The organism is Microbacterium sp. 22179 (genome assembly GCF_052045715.1).
In the GTDB taxonomy this organism is placed as follows: Bacteria; Actinomycetota; Actinomycetes; order Actinomycetales; family Microbacteriaceae; genus Microbacterium; species Microbacterium galbinum.
On the sequence record NZ_JBQEPJ010000005.1, the window covers coordinates 214,362 to 235,881 of the forward strand.

Annotated in this window: 15 protein-coding genes; 6 read left to right on the forward strand and 9 right to left on the reverse strand. The window is 70.3% G+C overall.

From position 1 onward, the window contains the following. Nucleotides 1–375: 375 nt before the first annotated feature. Nucleotides 376–4,905 carry an HtaA domain-containing protein gene (locus ACTJKK_RS12790; RefSeq protein WP_440748272.1) on the reverse strand — a complete coding sequence of 1,510 codons (4,530 nt, stop codon included), beginning with the start codon at nt 4,903–4,905 and terminating at the stop codon, nt 376–378. 157 nt (nt 4,906–5,062) lie between these two features. On the opposite strand from ACTJKK_RS12790, the gene ACTJKK_RS12795 reads away from it, so the two are divergent. From ACTJKK_RS12795 to ACTJKK_RS12805, 3 genes are read left to right on the forward strand one after another with little or no spacing between them, the layout of a single operon-like run. Next, nucleotides 5,063–6,178 (forward strand): heme/hemin ABC transporter substrate-binding protein, encoded by a 1,116-nt coding sequence (locus ACTJKK_RS12795; RefSeq protein WP_440748273.1) that lies wholly within the window; start codon nt 5,063–5,065, stop codon nt 6,176–6,178. After that, entirely contained in the window at nt 6,175–7,248 is a 1,074-nt protein-coding gene (locus tag ACTJKK_RS12800) for a FecCD family ABC transporter permease (protein ID WP_440748274.1), read from the forward strand. Before ACTJKK_RS12795 ends, ACTJKK_RS12800 begins: the two co-directional genes overlap by 4 nt. Next, a complete protein-coding gene (locus ACTJKK_RS12805) occupies nt 7,245–8,018 on the forward strand; it encodes a heme ABC transporter ATP-binding protein (protein WP_440748275.1) in 774 nt (257 codons plus the stop codon). Before ACTJKK_RS12800 ends, ACTJKK_RS12805 begins: the two co-directional genes overlap by 4 nt. Before the next feature lie 11 nt (nt 8,019–8,029). Here the strand turns inward: ACTJKK_RS12805 and ACTJKK_RS12810 are convergent, their stop codons facing one another. Beyond that, a complete protein-coding gene (locus tag ACTJKK_RS12810) occupies nt 8,030–8,398 on the reverse strand; it encodes a sterol carrier family protein (RefSeq protein ID WP_440748276.1) in 369 nt (122 codons plus the stop codon). 34 nt (nt 8,399–8,432) lie between these two features. Between ACTJKK_RS12810 and ACTJKK_RS12815 the strand changes: the two genes are divergently transcribed. The 3 genes from ACTJKK_RS12815 (at nt 8,433) to ACTJKK_RS12825 (ending at nt 11,662) form a co-directional block, all read left to right on the forward strand. Further along, nucleotides 8,433–9,101, forward strand: coding sequence for an NUDIX hydrolase (locus tag ACTJKK_RS12815; RefSeq protein ID WP_440748277.1), 669 nt, complete (start codon nt 8,433–8,435; stop codon nt 9,099–9,101). Nucleotides 9,102–9,284: 183 nt separating this feature from the next. Then, entirely contained in the window at nt 9,285–10,562 is a 1,278-nt protein-coding gene (gene purD / locus ACTJKK_RS12820; RefSeq protein WP_440748278.1) for a phosphoribosylamine--glycine ligase, read from the forward strand. Next, nucleotides 10,559–11,662, forward strand: coding sequence for a hypothetical protein (locus ACTJKK_RS12825; RefSeq protein WP_440748279.1), 1,104 nt, complete (start codon nt 10,559–10,561; stop codon nt 11,660–11,662). The genes purD and ACTJKK_RS12825 overlap by 4 nt, the downstream gene beginning before the upstream one ends. A 22-nt stretch (nt 11,663–11,684) precedes the next feature. Here the strand turns inward: ACTJKK_RS12825 and ACTJKK_RS12830 are convergent, their stop codons facing one another. The 7 genes from ACTJKK_RS12830 to ACTJKK_RS12860 all read right to left on the reverse strand — a co-directional run bounded on the left by ACTJKK_RS12830 (nt 11,685) and on the right by ACTJKK_RS12860 (nt 21,428). After that, on the reverse strand, nt 11,685–15,056 hold the full coding sequence (locus tag ACTJKK_RS12830; protein WP_440748280.1) for an AAA family ATPase: 3,372 nt from the start codon (nt 15,054–15,056) through the stop codon (nt 11,685–11,687). A gap of 59 nt (nt 15,057–15,115) precedes the next feature. Continuing rightward, complete coding sequence (locus ACTJKK_RS12835) at nt 15,116–15,343, reverse strand: hypothetical protein (RefSeq protein ID WP_440748281.1); 228 nt, start codon at nt 15,341–15,343, stop codon at nt 15,116–15,118. Next, nucleotides 15,340–16,791: a tetratricopeptide repeat protein gene (locus ACTJKK_RS12840; RefSeq protein WP_440748282.1), complete on the reverse strand. Its 1,452-nt coding sequence runs from the start codon at nt 16,789–16,791 to the stop codon at nt 15,340–15,342. The genes ACTJKK_RS12835 and ACTJKK_RS12840 overlap by 4 nt, the downstream gene beginning before the upstream one ends. A gap of 13 nt (nt 16,792–16,804) precedes the next feature. Then, complete coding sequence (locus ACTJKK_RS12845; RefSeq protein ID WP_440748283.1) at nt 16,805–18,442, reverse strand: Hsp70 family protein; 1,638 nt, start codon at nt 18,440–18,442, stop codon at nt 16,805–16,807. Nucleotides 18,443–18,635: 193 nt separating this feature from the next. Then, the gene (locus tag ACTJKK_RS12850) at nt 18,636–19,166 is read right to left on the reverse strand and encodes a GNAT family N-acetyltransferase (RefSeq protein WP_440748284.1); all 531 of its coding nucleotides are present in this window, start codon (nt 19,164–19,166) and stop codon (nt 18,636–18,638) included. Between the two features lie 61 nt (nt 19,167–19,227). Then, the gene (locus ACTJKK_RS12855; protein ID WP_247623627.1) at nt 19,228–19,956 is read right to left on the reverse strand and encodes an amino acid ABC transporter ATP-binding protein; all 729 of its coding nucleotides are present in this window, start codon (nt 19,954–19,956) and stop codon (nt 19,228–19,230) included. After that, a complete protein-coding gene (locus tag ACTJKK_RS12860; RefSeq protein WP_440748285.1) occupies nt 19,953–21,428 on the reverse strand; it encodes an amino acid ABC transporter substrate-binding protein/permease in 1,476 nt (491 codons plus the stop codon). The genes ACTJKK_RS12855 and ACTJKK_RS12860 overlap by 4 nt, the downstream gene beginning before the upstream one ends. Nucleotides 21,429–21,520 lie beyond the last annotated feature (92 nt).

A 21,520-nucleotide genomic window follows, 5' to 3' on the forward strand; every position in this document is an offset into this window, starting at 1 on the left:
TGAGCGAGCGGAGCGAGACGAAGGGCCGCACGCAGCGGAGGAGAACTCCACGTCGGGCGGATGCTTCGCCCGGAAACCTCCGCCCAACACCGAGAACTCCGCCCACCACCGCGTCGCTCCGCGGGACGCTTCGACAGGCTCAGCGACCCGGGAGTCGGTCCCGCGCAGAAGGCCGGGTCCCTGAGCTTGTCGAAGGCCCCCCCACGCAGCGGAGGAGAACTCCACGTCGGGCGGATGCTTCGCCCAGAAACCTCCGCCCAACACCGAGAACTCCGCCCAACGCCGCGTCGCTCCGCGCAACACGGAGCCCTCCGCCCGACCGGCCCACGACGAACCGCCCTCCCGCGCGATGCGGAAGGGCGGTTCGATCGGTTGTCAGACCTCGGTGGTCGTGACGGACGACTCTGCCGTCGAGCGGCTGCGGCGTCCGATGAGCACACCGCCCGTGCCGACGAGGGCCACGACGACGAGCCCGCCGACGATCCAGACCCAGACCGGCACGCCGCCCTGCTCATCCGCGACCTCGGTGACGGCGGTGACCGCGGTGGTCGCCTCCGACTCGGTCTCCTCGTCGTCGGCCGGGGCCGCGACTCCGCAGTCCGCACCGACGGGGATGACGGCGCTGACCGGGTCGAGCGCCTCGCCCGCGGCGTAGGTGCCGAAGGCGGCGGCACCGGCCTCGGTGAGCGTCGACGGGATGCCGTCGAGCGTGATCACTCCGTCGACCGCGGTGACGTCGGCCAGCGAGAACTCCGCGAACCGCACGTCCTTCAGGTCGATGGCCTCGCCGGACTGCGTGGTGCCGGTGACGTCGACCACGATGTAGCCGGTGTCGCCCGCGAGCTCGAGGCGGAAGTTCGCCAGCGTCGTGTTCAGCGCGCCGTCGTGGCCCGTGAAGTTGATGCTGCCGCCGTAGGTCACGAGGCCCGCGCCGCTCTCGTCGTCGTACGAGCCGGAGCCGTTCGACCACACGAAGTCGGGGTACTGGTAGACCACATCGGTGAGCGTCCAGCCGCCCTTCGCGATGCCCTCGATGTAGGTGCGGAACGACTCCTTGTATCCCCAGTTCAGGCTCGCGCCCTCGACGGTGCAGGCGCCGATCACGACGGTCGCACGAGCCAGCGTAAAGACGAGTCCGCGGGTCACCGAACCCTGGAGGGTGAGCGTGTGCTCACCGTTCTCGAGCGTGGCGGGCAGCGTGCCGGTCCACGTGGCGACACCGTTGGCGTCGGCATCCACCGTGCCGAGCAGGACGGGCGTCGAGTACACGACGACCTGGATGCCCTTCTCGTTCGGCTCGAAACCGGATGCCGTGATCGTCGCCGTCTTGCCCGACTGCAGGGCGGTGAGGTTCTCGTCGTCGATCTCGATGCCGGTGGTCGCCGGAGGCGTGGCCGGGAGGGCCGCCTTCTTGACGACCGCCGCGGCCGCCGCGACGGTGCCGGTCGATCCGCTCGGAGCCGCGGCTGCGGAACCGATCGTGAACGTGACCGGGCTCAGAGTCGTCGAGTACCCCTGGAACACCTGGTTGACGCCGGCGGAGGTGATGGATGCCGGGGCCGAGGTGTAGGTGACCGCGCCGTTCGCCGTGGTCTTGCCCGCACGCGACAGGTCGAGCGTCGCGAACGGCACCTGGCTTCCGCCGTTGGTCACGTAGAGCGTCGCCGCGTTCGCCGAGGTGAAGCGGATCTGCGGGTTCGCGACCGTGACATCGAGGATGCCGCCGTGACCGGTGAACCGGACCGCGCCCACGTACGAGACCGTGCCGAGGCCGGTCGCGGGGTCGTAGGTGCTGCCGGTCGCCTGTCCGAACTGGAACAGTCCGTCGGCACGCGTGGCACCACCGGTGACCTCGATCGCGCCCTTGGCGATGTTGCCCGTGATGTAGCTCAGGAACGAGCTCGACACGTCCCAGCGCAGAGAGCCGCCGGGGACGGTCGCGACCGGAGCGGTCGGGGTGACCGGGGGCTTCGGGGGCTTCGGAGGCTGCGGGGGCTTCGGTCCGAAGATCTTGTCCCACTGCGCCTCGGTGACCGTCACCGTGCTGCGGGCGTAGATCGTCGATGCGGTCGGCATCGTGTGCTGCTGCCAGCTGATGACCTCGTACGTCTTGGTGCGGTCGAGCGCGCTCGCCGCGGCCGTGAGGTCGACCGAGTAGCCACCGCCCGAGACGCTGCGCACGAACTGCATCGCGACGAATCCGCCCTCGGCGGTGACGTCCGCCTCGGTGCCCTTCTCGATGAGCGCGACGTACGCACCCGTGATCGAGCCGTGCTTCGAACCGGTCGCCGTGACGGTCAGGCCGTTCTGGGCGGTCGCGGACTTCACCGCGGTCGTCACCTTCGGGCCGTCCAGGGGACCGAACACCGCATCCCACTGGCCCGACGTCACGTTCACGGCCTGACGTGCGTAGATCGTCGACGCGGTCGGAAGGGTGTGCTGCTGCCACACGATGACCTCGTACGACTTCGACCGGTCAAGACCCGCCTTCGCCGCCACCAGATCAACGCTGAACGCACCACCGGACATGTTGCGCACGAACTGCATCGCCGCGAACCCACCACCGGCGGTCACATCCGCCTCGGTGCCCGCTTCGATCAGCGCCACATACGCACCCGTGATCGACCCCAGGTTCGATCCCGACGCAGCGACCGTCAGACCCTCGGTCGACGCCACCGACACCGAACCCGACACCGTCGGGCTGCTCGGCGGGAACACCGTGTTCCACTGAGCATCCGTCACGTTCACGGCCTGACGGGCGTAGATCGTTGACGCCGTCGGAAGCGTGTGCTGCTGCCAGACGATGACCTCGTACGACTTCGACCGGTCAAGACCCGCCTTCGCCGCCACCAGATCAACGCTGAACGCACCACCGGACATGTTGCGCACGAACTGCATCGCCGCGAACCCACCACCGGCGGTCACATCCGCCTCGGTACCCGCCTCGATCAGCGCCACATACGCACCCGTGATCGACCCCAGCTGGGAGCCTCCGGCCGTGACGGTCAGACCGTCCTCGGTCGCCGCCTTCACCGTCGCGGTCGCGACGGGTGCCTCGTTGTAGTTCAGGGCGACGCTGCGCTCCTGCTCGGCGTTCACGACGCCACCGGCGGCGTAGGTGTAGACGCCGTACGCACCGGGCTTGGCCGCGGAGTCCTTCAGCGTGAGCGTCGCGGTGAACGTGCCGTCCGCCGCGATGTCGACCCACTGACTGCGGATGGTCGGCTGGAATGCCTCCGGAACCTGGTTCAGCACGGCCTCGGAGAGCGCCCAGAGCTGAGAGCCGATCGAGCGGTTCGCCGAAGGAGCGGATGCCGAGGGCTTCCAGTTCTCGGCGAAGTTGCCGAACACGACGTACGTGCCCTGGGGCAGGTTCGCGGGGATCGGCACGCCACGGCCGCCGACGTTCGCGGTCGGGCTGTATCCCGAGCCCTTCACGACGACCTTGTCACCGGTCTTGAGAGCGGTGCCCTCCACCGGGGTCACGCCGTCGGCCAGGAAGACCGAGATCGACGGGGCAGCCGGAACCGGCTTGACGATCTCCCACTGCGCCGTCGAGATCGTCACGGGCGTGCGCGCGAGCATGGTCTGCGCGTTCGGCAACGTGTGCTGCGTCCAGACGATGACCTCGTAGGTCTTCGTGCGGTCGAGAGCGGAGGCCGGAGCCGCGAGCGCGACCGAGAAGGCGCCGCCCGAGACGTTGCGCACGAACTGCATCGCCGCGAATCCGCCGCCGGCGGTGACGTTCGCCTCGGTGCCGGTCTCGATGATCGCGGCGTAGACGCCGGTGGCGGCGCCGAACAGCGTGCCGGTGACGTTGGCCGTGATGCCCGCATCGCTGACGGCGAGGTCGGAGACGGCGACCTTCGGGGCCGGCGCGTAGTTGAGGGCGACGCTGCGCTCCTGGTCGGCGTTGCTCACGCCACCGGCACCGTAGGTGTAGACGCCGTACGAGCCGGGGGTCGCCGTGGTGTCCTTGAGCGTCAGGGTCGCCGTGAACGAACCGTCGGCCGCGAGGGGCACCCACTGGCCGCGCACGGCGGCCTGGTACTGAGAGGGAACCTGGTCGAGCACGCTCTCGGCGAGCGCCCACGCCTGCACCGAACCCGAGCGGGTCGCGGCTGCGGCACCGGCGGACGGCTTCCAGTTCTCGGCGAAGTTGCCGAACACGACGTACGTGCCCTGGGGCAGGTTCGCGGGGATCGGCACGCCACGGCCGCCGACGTTCGCGGTCGGGTCGTAGCCCGTGCCCTTCACGACGACCTTGTCGCCCGCCTTGAGCGCGGTGTCGGCCGCGGGCGTGGTGCCGTCGGCGAGGAAGACGGAGATCGCGGCGGAAGCCGGAACCTCGGGCTCGGTCGGCGTCTCGGGCTCAGCGGGGGTCTCCGGCTCGGTCGGCGTCTCCGGCTCAGCGGGCGTCTCCGGCTCGGTCGCGGGCGGGAAGACGGCATCCCACTGCTCCGCGCTGATGGCGACATCGGCGCGGGCGTAGATGTTGGTGGCGTCCGGGATCGTGTGCTGCTGCCAGACGATGACCTCGTACACCTTGGTGCGGTCGAAGGCGGATGCCGCCCCCGCGAGGTCGACCGTGAAGCCGCCGTCGGTGACGGTGCGCACGAACTGCATGGCCGCGAATCCGCCACCCGCGGTCACGCCGCTCTCGCTGCCCTTCTCGATGACGGCGGCGTAGGCGCCGGCCGTTCCCTCGGGAAGAGCGGATGCCGTGGCCCGCACCGTCACGCCGGACGTATCGGCCACGGTGACGCTGGTGGTGACGACGGTGTCGGCCGCGAGCGCGGGCTGAGCGACCGTGAGGCCGGTCACGACGAGGAAGAGCGATATCAGGGCAGCTATCGCCGCGCGGACGCGGCCTGTCGCTGTGGTGCTGGGTGCTGTGGAGTTCACGGTTTCTCTCCGGGCCCCGGGGTGCGCGGGCACGCACGCCGGCGGTGCCGCTATGCAGTCGGGCGAAGGAATTAGGTTAGGCTGCACTAAGCAGCTACCGTTCCTGAGCGTAGGCTGTGCGCGAGGCTCGCGTCAAGTTTTAGGATAGCCTTGCCTTATGCGCCGCGTCTTTGCCGTCTTCCTCGCTGCCTCGCTCGCGATCGGACTCGCCGGTTGCGCACAGCCCGGCGCGGATGCCGCAACCCCCGACGCCTCGGCAACGCCCGTGGACGATTGCCCCCAGGCATCCGTCGCTCTCGCCGATCTCGACCTCGTCGATGACGTCCGCGCCGTCGAGGGCGGCTCGACCGCCTGCCTGTCGAGCCATGCCATCACCCCCATCGACGACGACACCGCGCCCGACCTGCCGGTCACGGTGACCGACAGCGAAGACCGCGAGGTCACGATCACCTCGGCCGACCGCATCCTGCCGATCGACATCTCGGGCACCATCGCCTCGACCGTCTTCGCCCTGGGCCTCGGCGACCAGGTCGTCGGGCGGGATGCGTCGACCCAGTTCGCCGGCACCGAAGACCTCCCCGTCGTCACGCAGAGCGGGCACAGCCTGAACGCCGAGGCGATCCTCGAGCTCGCCCCCACCGTCGTGCTCACCGACACGACCATCGGACCCAAGGAGGTGCGCCAGCAGTTGCGCGACGCGGGGATCGCGGTCGTCGTCATCTCGAGCGACCGCCGCATCGACACCACCGACGAGCTCGTCACCGAGATCGCTGGCGCCCTGGGCGTGCCCACCCGCGGAGCGGCCCTCATCGAACGCCTCGCGGGCGAGCTCGACGACGCCGAGGCCGAGATCGCCGAGATCGTGCCCGCCGACGAGGCCGATCGCGCCCGCATGCTCTTCCTCTACGTGCGGGGCAGCGCGAACGTCTACTACATCTTCGGCGAGGACTCCGGCGCCGACTCCCTCATCGACGCGGTCGGCGGTGTCGACGTCGCCGAGGAGATCGGCTGGGAGGGTATGAAGCCCATGACCGCCGAAGCCCTCGTCGCCGCGAAGCCCGACGTGCTCGTGATGATGACCGACGGACTCGAATCGGTCGGGGGCATCGACGGTCTGATCGAACGCGTACCCGCCGTCGCCGAGACGCCCGCCGGAACCCACCGCCGCGTGATCGACATGGCCGACAGCGAGATCCTGAGCTTCGGGCCGCGCTCGGCCGAGATCATCAGCGCCCTCGCCCGCGCCCTCTACGCGCCCGAGCCCGCGAAATGACCTCGGAGGTCGTCACCCCGACGCCGACCACGCGCCGGGGGCTGCGTTTCGCGCTGGTCGTCATCGGCCTGCTCGCAGCGCTCGTGATCACCTGCATCGCATCGATCACGAGCGGCCAGTACGACCTCTCCCCCACCGATCTCATCGGCGTGCTGCTGCACGGTATGGGCATCGACACCGCCTGGGCGCCGTCGAACGCCACCGACTACGGCGTCATCAACAGCATCCGGATGCCGCGGCTGGTGCTCGGCCTGCTCGTCGGCGCCGCGCTCGCGGTGTCGGGCGTGCTCATGCAGGCGATCTTCGGCAACCCGCTGGCGGATGCCGGTGTCGTCGGCGTCTCGTCGGGTGCCGCCCTCGGCGCGGCCGCGAGCATCACCCTGGGACTCGCCTCGTTCGGGATGTGGACGACCCCCGCGTTCGCCTTCATCGGCGGACTCGTGGCGGTGCTCTCCGTCTACTTCATCAGCCGGTCGGGTGGGCGCACCGAGGTCGTCACGCTCCTGCTCACGGGTATCGCGATCAACGCGATCGCGGGTGCCGGGATGGCGTTCCTCACGTTCATCGGCACGACCTCGACGCGCGAGCAGATCGTGTTCTGGCAGCTCGGATCACTCAACGGCGCACTGTGGCAGAACGTCGCCCTCGTCGCACCGCTGGTCGCGATCGGCATCGTCGTGGCGTTGATCGTCGCTCCGAGCCTCGACCTCTTCGCCCTCGGCGAGCGCACCGCACGGCACCTCGGACTCAACGTCGAACTGCTGCGCATCACGGTCATCGTCACCGTGGCGCTGCTGGTGTGCGCGGCCGTCGCGTTCGCCGGGATCATCGGGTTCGCGGGCCTCGTCGTGCCCCACCTGATGCGCATGATCATCGGCCCCGCGCACCTGCCGCTCGTGATCGCCTCGGCTCTCGGCGGCGCGCTGCTCATCGCCGTGGCCGATCTCGTCGCCCGCACCGCCGTGCCCCTCGCCGACCTGCCGATCGGCATGATCACCTCGCTCGTCGGCGGCCCCTTCTTCCTCTGGCTGCTCGTGCGCACGCGCCGCCGGGCGGGAGGCTGGGCATGACCGTCCGCCTGCGGGGCACCGGGCTCACCGTGCGCGTCGGCGACGGTCGCGCGATCCTCGACGACGCTTCGATCGACATCCACGCCGGGCAGATCCACGCCCTCGTCGGCCCCAACGGCGCCGGTAAATCGACCCTGTTCGGAGTGCTCGCCGGCGACGTGACGGCCCAGACCGGACGGGTCGAGCTCGACGGTGCGCCGGTCACCGGCATCCGTTCGCGCACCCTCGCGCAGAAGCGTGCGGTGCTGCTGCAGGAGAACACCGTCACGTTCCCGTTCACGGCCGAGCAGGTCGTGCGCATGGGGCGCTCGCCCTGGGCGCGCACCCCCGCGGCCGACGACGACGATGCCATCGTCGCGACCTCGATGGGATCCACCGAGGTGCTGCCGCTCAGTGCCCGCTCGGTCACGTCTCTGTCGGGCGGTGAGCGCGCCCGCGTGGCTCTGGCCCGCGTGATCGCGCAGAGCACCGGCATCCTGCTGCTCGACGAACCCACCGCCGCTCTCGACCTCAAGCACCACGAAGACGTCATGCGGCTCATCGCCCTGCAGGCGGCCGAGGGAGTCGCCGTCGCGATCGTGCTGCACGACCTCAACGCCGCACTGGCGCACGCCGACCGCGTCACCCTGCTGTCGCAGGGGCGCGTGGTCGCCACCGGCACCCCCGCCGAGGTGCTCACGGCGCCGCGCATCGAAGAGGTCTACGGTCAGCCCGTCGACGTCTTCCCCCACCCCGTCACGGGGGTTCCGCTGGTGGTCGCGCGGCGCTAGGTACCGGCGCGCTACGGGCGCAGCGGAAGCACGTCGACGAGGTCGGCGCGCGTGCCCGAGGCGGCGATGCGACCGGATGCCGCGGCATCCGCCCACTGCTCCTCGCCCAGCGCGACCGCGAGCCACGTCGCGGCGTCCATCTCGACCACGTTCGGGGGTGTGCCGCGCGTGTGCCGCGGACCCTGGATGACCTGCACCGCACCGAACGGCGGCACCCGCACCTCGACACTGTTGCCCGGCGCCTTCTCGTCGAGCAGCTGCAGCAGATACCGCACGGCCGTGGCGAGGGCGGGGCGCGGAGGCTTCTCGCCCGCGGCATCCGCCTGCTTCACGACGTCGAGCGCCGAGCGTCCGTCGACGATGTCGATCTTCTTGGCCATCTCCCCACACTACGACCGCGCGTAGGCTCGCAGCATGAGCATGCATCCCGAGGGCGCCCGCGCCGAGCTGCTCGCCGCGGTATCCGGGCACGGCTGGGGCGGCCCGTTCCCCGCACTCCTCGATCCCGAGAACGCGCACGATGCGGCGGTGCTCATCCTGTTCGGCGTGCTCGATCGCGAACCGGCCGTGGTGCCCGATGCGGCCGTCGCGCGCGACCTCGACGTGCTGCTGCAGCGCCGCGCCCCCACGCTCTCGTCGCATCCGGGGCAGGTGTCGTTCCCGGGCGGGCGGGTCGAGCCGGGAGATGCGGATGCCGCCGCCACCGCGCTCCGCGAAGCCGAAGAGGAGACCGGACTCGACCCGGCGGGCGTCGACGTGCTGGCGACCCTGCCCGAGATCCCCCTCGCGGCCAGCAATCATCGCGTGACTCCGGTGCTGGGGTGGTGGCGCACGCCGTCGCGTGTGGCGGCGATCGATCACGCCGAGACGGTCGAGGTGTTCCGCGTGCCGGTGGCGCAGCTGCTCGACCCGGCGACGCGGTACACCTCGGTGCGCACGTTCGGCGACCGCACGTTTCGGGCTCCGGCGTTCGACGTCGACGGCACGATCGTGTGGGGTTTCACGGCCATGGTGCTCAGCGGCATCTTCGACGCGGCCGGGTGGACCGTGCCGTGGAACGTCGCCGACGAGCGGCCGGTCTGAGGGGTTGCTCGGGGCGGGGCCCTTCGACGGGCTCAATGACCGGGGCTCCTGTTCATAACTCCGGAGAAACGCGGCGATTCGGTCTGGATCACGCAGATGCGGAGCAATTCGACGCAGATCTCCGGAGTTATGCCCGCCGCAACCCGCCGAAACCCGACGGGCGAGGCTCGGTAGGCTGGGCGGGTGAAGATCCTCGTCCTCGGTTCCGGTGCCCGTGAGCACGCGATCATCCTCGCTCTGCGAGCAGAGAAGGCGGAGCACGAGATCTTCGTCTCCCCCGGCAACGCGGGCATCGCGCAGGACGCGACCCCCGTCGCGGTCGACGTGCTCGACGGCGGCGCGGTGACCGCGTTCGCGAACGAGCACGCGATCGACCTCGTCGTCATCGGCCCCGAGGCACCGCTGGTCGCGGGCGTGGCCGATGCGCTGCGCGAGCGCGGCATCCCGGTCTTCGGCCCGGGCAAGGCGGCGGCCCAGCTCGAGGGTTCGAAGGCCTTCGCCAAGCGCATCATGGACTCCGCGGGTGTTCCCACGGGCCGCGCCGTGCGTGCGACCACCCCCGCCGAGGTCGAGGCGGCGTTCGACGACCTCGGTGCCCCGCACGTCGTGAAGGCCGACGGTCTCGCCGCCGGCAAGGGCGTCATCGTCACCTCCGACCGCGCCGAGGCCCTCGCGCACGCCGAGCAGTATCTGCCCGCCGGCCCGGTGCTCGTCGAGGAGTTCCTCTCCGGCCCCGAGGTCTCGCTCTTCTTCCTCAGCGACGGCGACACCGTGCGCGCCCTCAGCCCCGCGCAGGACTTCAAGCGCGCGCTCGACGGCGACGCCGGCCCCAACACGGGCGGCATGGGCGCCTACTCGCCGCTGCCCTGGCTCGCCGAGCAGTTCGGCAGCGAGCAGGAGTTCGTCGCCGAGGTCACGCGCGACGTGGCCGTGCCCGTGATCCGCCAGCTCGACGCCGAGGGCACCCCGTTCATCGGCCTGCTCTACGCCGGCCTCATCCTCACCCCCGCGGGTGTGCGCGTGATCGAGTTCAACGCCCGCTTCGGCGACCCCGAGACGCAGGTCGTGCTGCCGCGCCTGGTCACGCCGCTGTCGGAGCTGCTGTTCGCCGCGGCATCCGGCACCCTCGAAGACCAGCCCGAGCCCGTCTTCAGCGACGACGTCGCGATCACCGTGGTGCTCGCGAGCGAGGGCTACCCCGAGGCCCCGCAGACCGGTCGCCCGATCGAGAACCTCGCGGATGCCGCGGCCGTCGAGGGCGTGCGCATCGTGCACGCCGCGACGGCGGGTCCGGATGCTCCGGGCGGCGACCTGCTCGCGACCGGCGGCCGCGTGCTGAACGTGGTGGCGACGGCATCCGATTTCGGCACGGCCCGCGCTCGCGCGTACGACGCGATCGGACGCATCCGTCTGGAGGGCGCGCACTACCGCGGCGACATCGCCGCCCGCGTCGCCGAATGACCGGGACCGAACCGCCCCACTCGGCAGAACGCACCTCGTCGCCGGCGGCGGATGCGGCGGCCACCGCGCGTCTGGACGCCCTCGCGCAGGAGCTGCGGCGTCTCCGCCTCCACGCGGGAGACCTCTCGTACGCCGAGATCGCCGCCCGCATCGCGGCACGACGCATGGCCGAGGGCTCCGATGAGGGTGCCGCCCGGATCGCGCGATCGACCGTCTTCGACGTGTTCCAGACGGGCCGCCGCCGCGTCAATCCGGCGCTGGTGCGCGAGATCGTCCTCGCTCTCGGATACGACGACGACGAGGCGGAGCGGTGGCGGATGCGGTACCTCGACGCCCGACGGCCCGATCAGCCCATCGACAGGCCCGCCCCCGACGAACGGCCCCGTCGGTCGCCTCTCGGCGCGCACCCCGGCGCCCTCGTCGCGGCTCTCATCGGATGCATAGGGCTGAACGTCTACCTGGGCACCCTGATCATCCGACACGAGGTGCCCCTCTATCTCGATATGATCGGCACGGCGGCGACGTCCTTCGCCTTCGGGCCGTGGTGGGGCGCCCTCGTGGCCCTCGTGACCAACCTGCTCGGCTCGCTCGTCGCGACGCCCGAGACGATCGTCTTCGCGCTGGTCAACGTCACCGGCGCTCTGATCTGGGGCGTCGGCATCCGTCGCTATGCGCACACGATTCCGCGATTCATCCTGCTCACCATCGTCGTCTCGCTCGCATGCTCGATCATCGGCGCCCCGCTGAACGTGCTGATGTACGGTGGGCCGTCCGAGCACTCCGGCCTCCTGCTGGCGTCGCTCGCCCATGCGATCGGCGATCCCTGGACGGGGACCTTCGGCGTGAACATCACGGTGTCGATCATCGACAAGACGATCTCGGGTACCGCGGGTCTGCTGCTCGCCGGGCTGTTCTTACGCTGGGGACTGGGCGCCGAGCGCACACCCCCGGCGCTCCTGCGGCGCCGACGCGCTCTCGCCGCGCCCGACCTCGCCGGCGCCACGGACACCCCGAACGACGGGTACACGGCTGACGCCCCGAGCGGCCGCGGCACCGACCGCGCCTCCGACTCCCCGCCCGAGGCCACACCCGCCGGATGACCGACCGGCTCCGGGATCGGCGTCATCCGATCCCGTGCCGGTCGAACGCGGCGTGCACGTCGTCCGCACGCAGGAGGACGAGGTCGTCGGGTGCCGCATGGCCGCCGACATCCAACCGCAGATCCCGGGCCTTCATCGCCGTCTCGACGATGATGCGGGCTTGCCGCGCGTTGCCCCAGCCCTCGGTCGTGAACGCTCCGGACGCCTCCGCGGCAGCGAATCGCTCGCGCAGGGCGTCCCGACCGTCATCGCCGATCTCCTGTCCGGCCCGGCGCGCCATGCCCACGGCGATCTCGGTCAACTCGTCGACCGTGTACGGGAGGAACTCGATGCGCTCGGTGAACCGCGACGCGAGACCGGAATTGGAGGCCACGAACCGGTCCATGTCGGCCGGGTAGCCCGCCGCGATGACGAGGAACGATCCGCGATCGTTCTCCATGCGCGGCATGAGAGTCTCGATCGCCTCCTTGCCGAAGTCCTGCGGACCGCCCCCGACCAGGGTGTACGCCTCGTCGATGAACAGCACGCCGCCCATCGCGGCCTCGATCCGCTCGGTGGTCTTCGGGGCGGTACTACCGATGTGTGCGCCGACGAGATCACCACGGGCCACTTCGACGAGCACGCCGCTGGGCAGCAGTCCGAGCGCGCGGTAGAGGCGTCCGAGCAGGCGCGCGATCGTGGTCTTGCCGGTTCCCGGCGGCCCGACGAAGAGAAGATGCTCCAGCGGAACCGGACCTGCGCCGACGCCCGCCTCGCGGCGGCGCAGGTCGAAGCGAGCCTGCGCGAGGAGCTCGCGGATCTTCGCTTTGAGGGCCGGCTGGCCGACCTGCGCGTCGAGCTCGGCGAGCACGTCGTCGACCGTCTCGACGACCGCCCGAGCCCCGATCCGCTCGATGTCGCAGGCGGCGCGCACGTCGACCGCCTCGATCGTGAAGAGAGCGTCGATGGCGGTGAGAGCGTCGTCCATACCGCCCTCGTCGGAGACGCGGAGGTCGCGCTGCTGCACGGCGCGGTCGAGCACGTTACGCACAGAGCGGGCATTGCCCCAGTCCTTCGACGAGAAGGCCCCCGCGGCCTCGGCCGCAGTGAGGCGGTCGAGCAGCACGCTGCGCGCCTCGGTCGTGAGCTGCTCACCGAGCGCGTGGGCCATGCCCTCCGCGATGCGCACCAGCTCCTCGGCGCTGTACGAGGCGAACTCGATCCGCGTGACGAAGCGCGAGGCCAGTCCCACATTCGTCGCGAGCAGGGCGTCCATGTCGTCGGGGTAGCCCGCTGCGATCGCCAGGAACTTGCCGCGGTCGTTGTCGAGGCGCGGCAGCAGGGTCGCGATCGCCTCGCGGCCGAAGTCGTTCTCGCCGCCCTGCGAGAGCGTGTAGGCCTCGTCGATGAACAGCACACCACCCATGGCGTCGTCGATCACCGCGGTGGTCTTCGTCGCGGTCTGCCCCACGTAGCCCGAAACGAGGGCCTGCCGGTCAACCTCGACGATCTCGCCGCGGGGCAGGATGCCCAGCGCCCGATACAGGCGGGCGATCAGCCGTGCGACCGTGGTCTTGCCGGTTCCCGGGGGTCCGACGAACAGCAGGTGCTCGAGCGGGAAGGCGCCGTTCGCACCACCGTGCTCCATCTTGCGCTGCTGTACGCGCGCCTGCGCCAGGATCGCTCGGACCTGCCGCTTGAGCGCCGGCTGTCCGACCTGCGCGTCGAGTTCGGCGAGCACCTCCTCGACGGTCTCCTGCACACCCGAGATGCGGCCGATGGCGAGGTCGTCGCACGCGGCCTCGATGTCGTCCGCGGTGAGCTCCACGAGTGAGGCGCGGTCGCGCGCCCCGGCCATGCTGATCCGCAGGTCGCGGTGGGTGATCGCCCCCTCGACGACGTTGCGCATCGCGCGGGCGTTGCCCCAGTCGGCGCGTTCGAGGCCACCGCGGCGCTCCTCGTCGGCGAGACGCGCGCTCAGGCGTGCGCGGGCGTCGTCGGTGACTTCGTTGTCCATGCCGATCGCCATGTGCACGGCGATCCGCACCAGCTCGTCGGTCGCATACGGGGTGAAGGTCACGGGTGGGCGGAAACGCGATTCCAGACCCGGGTTCGACCGCAGGAAGTCCGACATCCGGTCGCCGTATCCGGCGATGATGCACACGAACTCGGTCCGCCTGTCTTCGAGCTCCTTCATCAGCACCGCGATCGCCTGCTTGCCGAAGTCGGTGTCGCCTCCATCTGCGAGGGTGTACGCCTCGTCGATGAAGAGCACCCCGCCGAGCGCGTCGGCGATGGCCTGGCTCGTCTTCTCCTCGGTACCGCCGACGTTCGACGACACGAGGTCGGGTCGCGACACCTCGTGCACGACCGGCGCCTCGAGCACCCCGAGCGCGTGGAAGAGACGGGCGACGAGCCGCGCCACCGTCGTCTTGCCCGTGCCGGGGGGCCCAGCGAAGATGAGGTGGCTTCCGACGCGGCTGGGCTTGAGCCCCTGCGCCTCGCGCAGTCTGTTGATCTCGACCTGATGCACGAGCCCGCGTACCTCGCGCTTGAGCTGCGCCTGCCCGACGATGGCGTCGAGCTCGGCGAGGATCACGTCGAGCGGTTCCACCGGCTCCGGCTCCTCGATCCTGGCCGGAGCCGGGGGCGCCGCGGGCTTCCCCGTGCCCGTGGGAAGTCGGAACCCGGCCTGGGTCGGCAGCAGGAACTCGACGGTCCCGAAGGCGGGGGGTTCGGCGCGACTGACGCCGTACAGCCGCGCCACGCTGCCGGGGCTCCCGAACTCCAGCTGAACCCGAGGGAACTTCACGTCCGTCACGACCGAGACAGCGTTCTCGAGAGCGCGACCATCGCACGAGACGTCACCCTCGACGGACGAGCGCGCGTCGACGAGGGCGATACGGCCACCGGCGGCCTCGATCTCCACCGACCCGGTGCGCAGGCGGATGCCGACACGCTCATCGTGCGCCCGATCACGGAGAGCGGCACGGAGCTCCTCGCCCCGCATCGTGACTGCGCCGGCCGACGCCGCGCCGGCCGCCAGAACGTTGTACGCGGCATAGGCGTCGGCGGATGCCGTGCCCGCCCAGAGCGGCTGCACCAGGACCCGCGAACCCTGGGGACGACGTACGAGCACCTCGCCGTCCCCGCCCGCGAGCTCTATCGTCTCCGCGCGGTCGAACTCCTCACGCAGCGCGGCGGCGAAACCGTTCGGTACGACGGCGGCCCCCACCGCGGCATCCGCGATCTCGAGGGAGAGCGGCACGAGCGCCAGCCCGGCATCCGTCGCCGCCCACGCCACCGCTCCCTCGGCCGCGACGTGCAGCATGGTCCCGCTCCGCGGCGAGGAGGGGTCGTCCGAGCGCGCCGGGGCGAGGCGTTGCAGCGCGAGGATGAGATCGCCGGCGCGCATCGTCCCCCACGTTCGCGCGTGCCGCCACCGCGTGTCGGCTCCGCGGCTCGCGTCGGCGTTCAGGGCGTCACCGGGGGCGTCATCCCCTCGGCGGGCACGAAGAGTTCGGGGATCCACCCGCCCGCGAGCGAGAAGAAGAGCGCGGCGATCGCCATCGTCCCCCACCCCGCGGTGAACAGCCACGGGCGCTTGGCACGGAAGCGGCGCGGAGTGATCAGGGCGCGGAAGAGGAGGAATCCTCCGATCAGCGCGAAGACCGCGCCGAGGATCTGCAGCAGTTCGATCATCGCAGCCCCTTCGTGCGGTTCGCGGGGTCCGCCGCCTTGTAGTTCAGCTGATACTGCTTGCGGAAGGAGACGCTCCAGAACGCCCAGCCCAGCAGCGCCCCGAAGAGCAGCCAGATGAAGCCGCCGCTGGCCAGGTTCGCCAGGCCGATGAGGATCAGCACCACCGCGACGATCCCGAGCACGACCTTGCCGAAGCCGAGGCGCACCTTCGTCTTGGTCTGCGCCGCGTGGTACTCCCGCATCCCCGCGATGGCCCGACGCACGTCCGCGTCCTGCGGCGCCAGGGCCTCCACCTCGCGGATGGCCTCGTCGTAGTGCGCCGCCTGAGCCTTGTTGAGGATGATGTGGCTACCGGGACCGGCGGGGCTCAGACGCGTCTCGGCCTCGGCGATCCGCGACAGCGCGAAGGCCGTACGGGCGTGCTCGTCTTCGGGATGAGCGGCGAGGAGTCGGCGCGACTCGGTCAGCGCGGCGCCGGCCATCCTGCGCTGACGCAGCGCCCCGATCACGTAGCGGACGAGACGCTGCGCACGCTCATCGTGCGGGTAGGCGTCGTGCAGGCGCCAGGCTTCGGCGAGGGCGTTCTGGACGTCGCCCGCGGACTCGAGATCCTGTACGGCGAGCACGACGAGCAGCACCGCGTCGGTGTCGGAGGGGAAGCGTCCGAGGATCGATCCGGCGAGGTCGAGCGCCTCCTTCGGGCGCTTGCGGTCTCGCAGATGCTCCGACGCGGCCCTGAGCACCTTGACCGCGTACGTGTCGTCCGGGAACCGGTCGACCAGCGCCCAGGCCTCGCGCACGGCCTCGTCGATTCGCCCCTGGTCGAGCATCGCCCAGGCGACGCGCCCCTGGTAGTAGGGGTTCGCCGGAGCGATGGCGACCGCCGCCCGGAAGGCACGCTCGGCCTCGGCGTAACGGCCCATCCCGTCGAGCACGCCTCCGCGCAGCTCGAGCGGCGTCGCGTCGCCCGGCATGCGGTGCACGAGCTCGGCGGATGCGAAGTCGGCGTCCTCGTGACGCTTCAGATCGGTCGCGGCCCATACGTACACCAGCCACGCCAGTACGTCGTCGGCATCGGTGTCGGTGCCCTTCTTCGCGGCCACGAAGGCGTTGCGGACGTCTCCGTCGTAGTAATACGCCTTCGCCCGCTCACCCCAGCCGCTCGTCGCAGGCTCGGGGGCGGCGGGAGCGCTCGAAGCGACTGCCGCGGCCAGCGCCTGGTCGTAGGCGGCGCGCGAGGGGGCGTCGAGGAGGGTCGTCTCCGCCGCCTCGATCTGCTCCATGCGCTGCTCGGCCATCCGAGCGCGCTCCTTGTCGGGCGAACCGGTCAGCTGCCGCCACTTGCGACGGGCAGCCTTCAACGCCGCACGGATGGCGTCGGGGTCAGCCGAGCCGTCGATCTCGAAGAGGGTGTAGTAGTCGTCGACCACGGGAGCTGCGAGGCTCATGCGTTCTTCTCTTTCAGTTGGGGGAGGGTGCGGCGCTCGGGCGCGCGGACATCGTGGAAGTGAGGGTCGCGGATGCGGTCGGGGCGAGGATGCCTCCGGGGAGAGCGGCGGGCTTGAGGGCGACAGCGGGGGCGGCCGGCTCGGCCAGGCGATCGATGCGATCGATCGCCTCCTCGACCTTCTCGGCGGTGAGGTTCGCGACCCGCTCGATCGCGAACGCGCCGACGTACTCGTCGCCGGGAAGACGGTAGATCTCGACCGTTACGGTCTGATCGACGTCGTAGCGATAGACGACCGCGAAGTCGACGCCGGCGGGCCACTCCTCGTCGAGGTCGACGATGCCGACACCGATCACGGTGACGAAGTCGGGGTCGGGGTCGTCACCCTGTGTGACCGTCACACGCAGCTGCGTACGCGGACCCATCGTCGTGAGTACATTCACGCCCTGCGCCGGAACCTTGGCGTTCTTCTCGATGATGACCCAGTTGCGCTGGTCGTCATCGTCGTCGAGGGCGAGCGTGCCCAGGGCGTGCGAGGTGACGTCGGCGATGCGGACGTCGGCCAGACCCGCAGGCGCCTCTCCACCGCCGACGAGCGCGGCCTGGATCGCCGCGCCGAGCGCGACGGCCTGATCGGGGTCGACGCCCTCGACCGGCGTGAGACCCGACAGGCGCTCGATGAGCGAGCGGATCGCGGGCATCCGCGTCGATCCGCCCACCAGCACGACGGTCGAGACATCGCTCCATCCGATTCCCGCCGCGTCGAGGGTGTCCTCGACGAGCTCCTGCGTGCGGCGGACGAGCGATCTCGTCGCGGTCTCGAACTGCTCGCGCGTGATCGTCACGCGCCGCTCGGCTCCCCCGTGCACGACCGGGATCTCAGCGGAATCCGAGGTCGAGAGCTCGCGCTTCGCCTGCTCGGCGCGCTCTCGAAGCGCCGCCACCGCGTCGAGGTCGTCGTAGAAGTCCCGCACCCCGTGGCGGTCTTCGAGCTCCTGAACCACGAGCTTGATGAGCGCGTTGTCCCAGTCGAAGCCTCCGAGGTTGCGATCGCCCTCGGTCGCGAGCACCGCGAAATCGTTCCCCTCGATCCCGAGGATGCTCACATCGAAGGTGCCACCCCCCAGGTCGTACACAACGGTGATCTCGTCGGCCTGCGCCGCGACGCCGTAGGAGAGTGCGGCTGCCGTCGGCTCGTTGAGCACCCGCAGCACGTTGAGCCCGGCGATCTCACCCGCCTGTCTGGTCGCGGTGCGCCGGGAATCGTCGAAATACGCGGGCACGGTGATCACCACGTCACGGATCGTCTCTCCCAGGGCGACCTCGGCCCGTTGCACCAGCGCCCGGAGGATGATCGCCGAGATCTCCTCCGGACGATACTGCTCGTCGGCCGGCGAATCGAAGCGCCAGCTGGGGTCCCCCATGTGCCTTTTGACGTGCTGGACCACGTCGTCCGGTCGTACCCCTGCCTGCTGCTTCGCCGCGTGTCCGACGACCGGCGCATCCGCACCCTCCACGGTCTCGAACAGCACCACCGACGGCGTCGTGGCCCGCCCCTCGGCATCCCTCAGGATCACGGGCGCCCCAGACTCGTCGACGACCGCAACCGCCGAGTACGTCGTCCCGAGATCGATGCCGACAGATCGTCCCACCGTCGCCCCTTCCGTCCGCGGCACGGCCGCTGCTCCTGCGCGCGGGTGTCCCGGGAGAGACGATCGCGCCTCCGCTCACGCTAGAGAGCGTGCGGGCGCGCGCCCGACCGGTTCGGGGTATTCCGGACGATCCCGGACACCGCCCGAACGTCTCCGGACGGCGGGGTGGGGCAGCGGCGTGCGGGGCGGCGTTCTAGAGCGCGACCCAGTACCGCCGCAGCATCCCCGTGCCCCGCTCGGACTGGTCGCTGATGTCTTGCAGCACTCCGCCGGCCCGCTCGATCGTGCGGTACGAGCCCTCGTTGTCGACGTCGCAGGTGATCAGCACCCGCTCCAGGCCGATCTCGCGCGCTCGCTCGAGGCCGAGCGTGAGCGCGGCCGACGCGATCCCCTCGCGGCGACGTGAGGCCCGCACCGAGTAGCCGATGTGCCCGCCGGCCTCGGCGAGCCACTCGTTGAGCGCGTGCCGGAACGACAGGAACCCGACCACCTCGGCTCCGTCGACCACCCAGTACAGGTCGTTGTGCACCCGGTCGGCGGGCGGGGCGATCGAGGTGTCGGCGAGGCGCTCGGCATCCGCGATCAGGGCATCCAGAGTCGCCCGATCGGGCGTCACGGGAGCCGTCAGACCCGACCCGTCGACATGCCCCTCGCCGAACTCCGCCACGGCAGCTGCCCACGAGCCGAAGAGGTCGGCGGTCGGTCGAACGAGCTGCACGGTCATCGCCCCACCCCATCAGATGGCGGTGTCCGGTCGCAAACCGACGAAGAGCGGATGTCGCGAACTACAGCACCTTCGAGAGGAACTCCTTCAGGCGCTCGTTCTTGGGCGCCTCGAACAGCTCGGCCGGTGCAGCCTCCTCGACGACGACGCCGCCGTCCATGAAGACGGTGCGGTCGGAGACCTCGCGGGCGAAGCCCATCTCGTGCGTCACGAGCACCATCGTCATGCCGCCCTCGGCGAGATCGCGGATGACCTGCAGCACCTCGCCCACCATCTCGGGGTCGAGGGCACTGGTGGCCTCGTCGAACAGCATGATCTCGGGGTCCATCGCGAGCGCGCGGGCGATCGCCACGCGCTGCTTCTGACCGCCCGAGAGCGAGGCGGGCTTGGCATCCGCCTTCTCCGACAGGCCGACCCGCTCGAGCAGGGCCAGCGCGCGCTCGCGGGCCTTCGACTTCGACAGACGACCCAGCTCGATCGGCGCGAGCGTGATGTTCTCGAGCACCGTCATGTGCGGGAACAGGTTGAAGTGCTGGAAGACCATGCCGATGCGCTGGCGCACCTCGTCGAGCTTGACGCTCTTGTCGGTGAGGTCGACGCCGTCGATGACGACCTTGCCCGACGTGGGCTCCTCGAGCTTGTTGAGGCAGCGCAGCAGCGTCGATTTGCCCGAACCCGAGGGCCCGATGACCGCGACGACCTCGCCGTCGTCGACCGTCAGATCGATGCCCTTGAGCACCTCGTTGCTTCCGAACGACTTGTGCAGGTTCTGCACGGCGATCTTGCTCATGCGTTGAACTTCCTCTCGAGGCGGTTCGCGAGCAGCGTCAGCAGCGTGATCACGACGAAGTAGATGATGGCGACGATCGTCAGCACCTGCGCCGACAGATAGGTCGAGGCGATGATCTGACGCGACTGGAACGTCAGCTCGGCGAGGCCGATGACGCTGATCAGCGACGTGTCCTTGAGGGTGATGATGCCCTGGTTCACGAACGACGGGATCATGATGCGGAACGCCTGCGGCAGCACGACCTTCTGCATGGTCTTCCAGTGGCCGAGACCCAGCGACCGCGATGCCTCGTTCTGACCGGGGTCGACGGCCTGGATGCCGCCGCGGATGATCTCGGTCATGTAGGCACCCGTGTTGAGCGAGAGCGTGATCGCTCCGGCCACGAACGGGTTGAACTGCAGGCCCGGGAACAGCTGCGGGATGGCGAAGAAGACGAAGAACGCCTGCACCAGGATCGGGGTGCCGCGGAACACGAACACGTAGGCGGTCGCGATCCAGCGGAACGGCAAGAACTTCGACAGGCGTCCGAAGCCGAACACGATGCCGAGCACGAAGGCGGCGACGAGGGCGACGAGCGTCGCGAGGATCGTCAGCCAGAGTCCGCTCATCAGCGCCGGCCAGTACTTCACGGCGACGGAGATGATGTCGGTCGGCTGGGCGGATGCCTCGTCCGCGCTGAGGTAGGTGTCGACGATCTCGTCGTACTCGCCGCTCTCCTGCAGGTTCGCCAGGCCGGCGTTGAACTTCTCGATCAGCTCGGGGTTCATGCCCTTGTTGACCGCGAAACCGTACTCGCCGCCGAGCTCGGGCTCGCCCACGAGACGGAAACCGGAGCCCTGCTGGATGCCGTACGCCAGCACCGGGAAGTCCTCGAAGTAGCCGACGGCCTGGTTCGCCTTGACGGCATCCACCATGTCGGTCGTGTCGGAGTAGGGCGTGATGCGGAAGCCGTACTCGTCCTGGTTGTCCTCGGCGAAGGTCTGGCCCTGGGTACCGGTCTTCACCGCGACGGTCTTGCCGTCGAGGTCGTCGAGCGAATCGATGTCGCTCGACTCGAGAACGCCGAGCTGGATGCCGCTGGTGAAGTACGGCTCGCTGAAGTCGAACGTCTGCTGACGCTCCTCGGTGATCGACATGCCGGCCATGACGGCATCCACCTGGTTCGACTGCAGGGCCTGCAGGGCCGCGTCGAATCCGAGCTGGCGGATCTCGACCTCGAAGCCCTGGTCGTCGGCGATCGCGCGGAGCAGGTCCATGTCGATGCCGACGAGCTCGCCGTCGGAGTTCGTGAACTCGAACGGAGCGAAGGTCGTGTCGGTGCCGATGACGTACGTCTCACCGTCGGCGGCCGTGGCGGGGGCGGCTCCGCCGAGCAGCGCGGCGCCCGCGACGGCGGTCGCGAGCACGGCGGCTCCGGTCGTGCGGGCGAGGCGGCGGAGCCGGGCGCGCAGGGAAGAGGGGTGTGGGATCACGACGGATGCTCCTCGGATCGGGGTGGCGACCGGCCGGTCGCCGCCCGTCTACCTTAGTCAACGCGAAACGCCCCGCCCATTTCGGGGCGGGG

What these genes read in the sequence shown, in the direction of transcription:
- ACTJKK_RS12795 (WP_440748273.1), top strand. Translation starts at nt 5,063, where the DNA reads ATGCGCCGCGTCTTTGCCGTCTTCCTCGCTGCCTCGCTCGCGATCGGA.
- ACTJKK_RS12800 (WP_440748274.1), top strand. Translation starts at nt 6,175, where the DNA reads ATGACCTCGGAGGTCGTCACCCCGACGCCGACCACGCGCCGGGGGCTG.
- ACTJKK_RS12805 (WP_440748275.1), top strand. Translation starts at nt 7,245, where the DNA reads ATGACCGTCCGCCTGCGGGGCACCGGGCTCACCGTGCGCGTCGGCGAC.
- ACTJKK_RS12810 (WP_440748276.1), bottom strand. Translation starts at nt 8,398, where the DNA reads ATGGCCAAGAAGATCGACATCGTCGACGGACGCTCGGCGCTCGACGTC.
- ACTJKK_RS12815 (WP_440748277.1), top strand. Translation starts at nt 8,433, where the DNA reads ATGAGCATGCATCCCGAGGGCGCCCGCGCCGAGCTGCTCGCCGCGGTA.
- ACTJKK_RS12825 (WP_440748279.1), top strand. Translation starts at nt 10,559, where the DNA reads ATGACCGGGACCGAACCGCCCCACTCGGCAGAACGCACCTCGTCGCCG.
- ACTJKK_RS12830 (WP_440748280.1), bottom strand. Translation starts at nt 15,056, where the DNA reads ATGCGCGCCGGCGATCTCATCCTCGCGCTGCAACGCCTCGCCCCGGCG.
- ACTJKK_RS12835 (WP_440748281.1), bottom strand. Translation starts at nt 15,343, where the DNA reads ATGATCGAACTGCTGCAGATCCTCGGCGCGGTCTTCGCGCTGATCGGA.
- ACTJKK_RS12840 (WP_440748282.1), bottom strand. Translation starts at nt 16,791, where the DNA reads ATGAGCCTCGCAGCTCCCGTGGTCGACGACTACTACACCCTCTTCGAG.
- ACTJKK_RS12850 (WP_440748284.1), bottom strand. Translation starts at nt 19,166, where the DNA reads ATGACCGTGCAGCTCGTTCGACCGACCGCCGACCTCTTCGGCTCGTGG.
- ACTJKK_RS12855 (WP_247623627.1), bottom strand. Translation starts at nt 19,956, where the DNA reads ATGAGCAAGATCGCCGTGCAGAACCTGCACAAGTCGTTCGGAAGCAAC.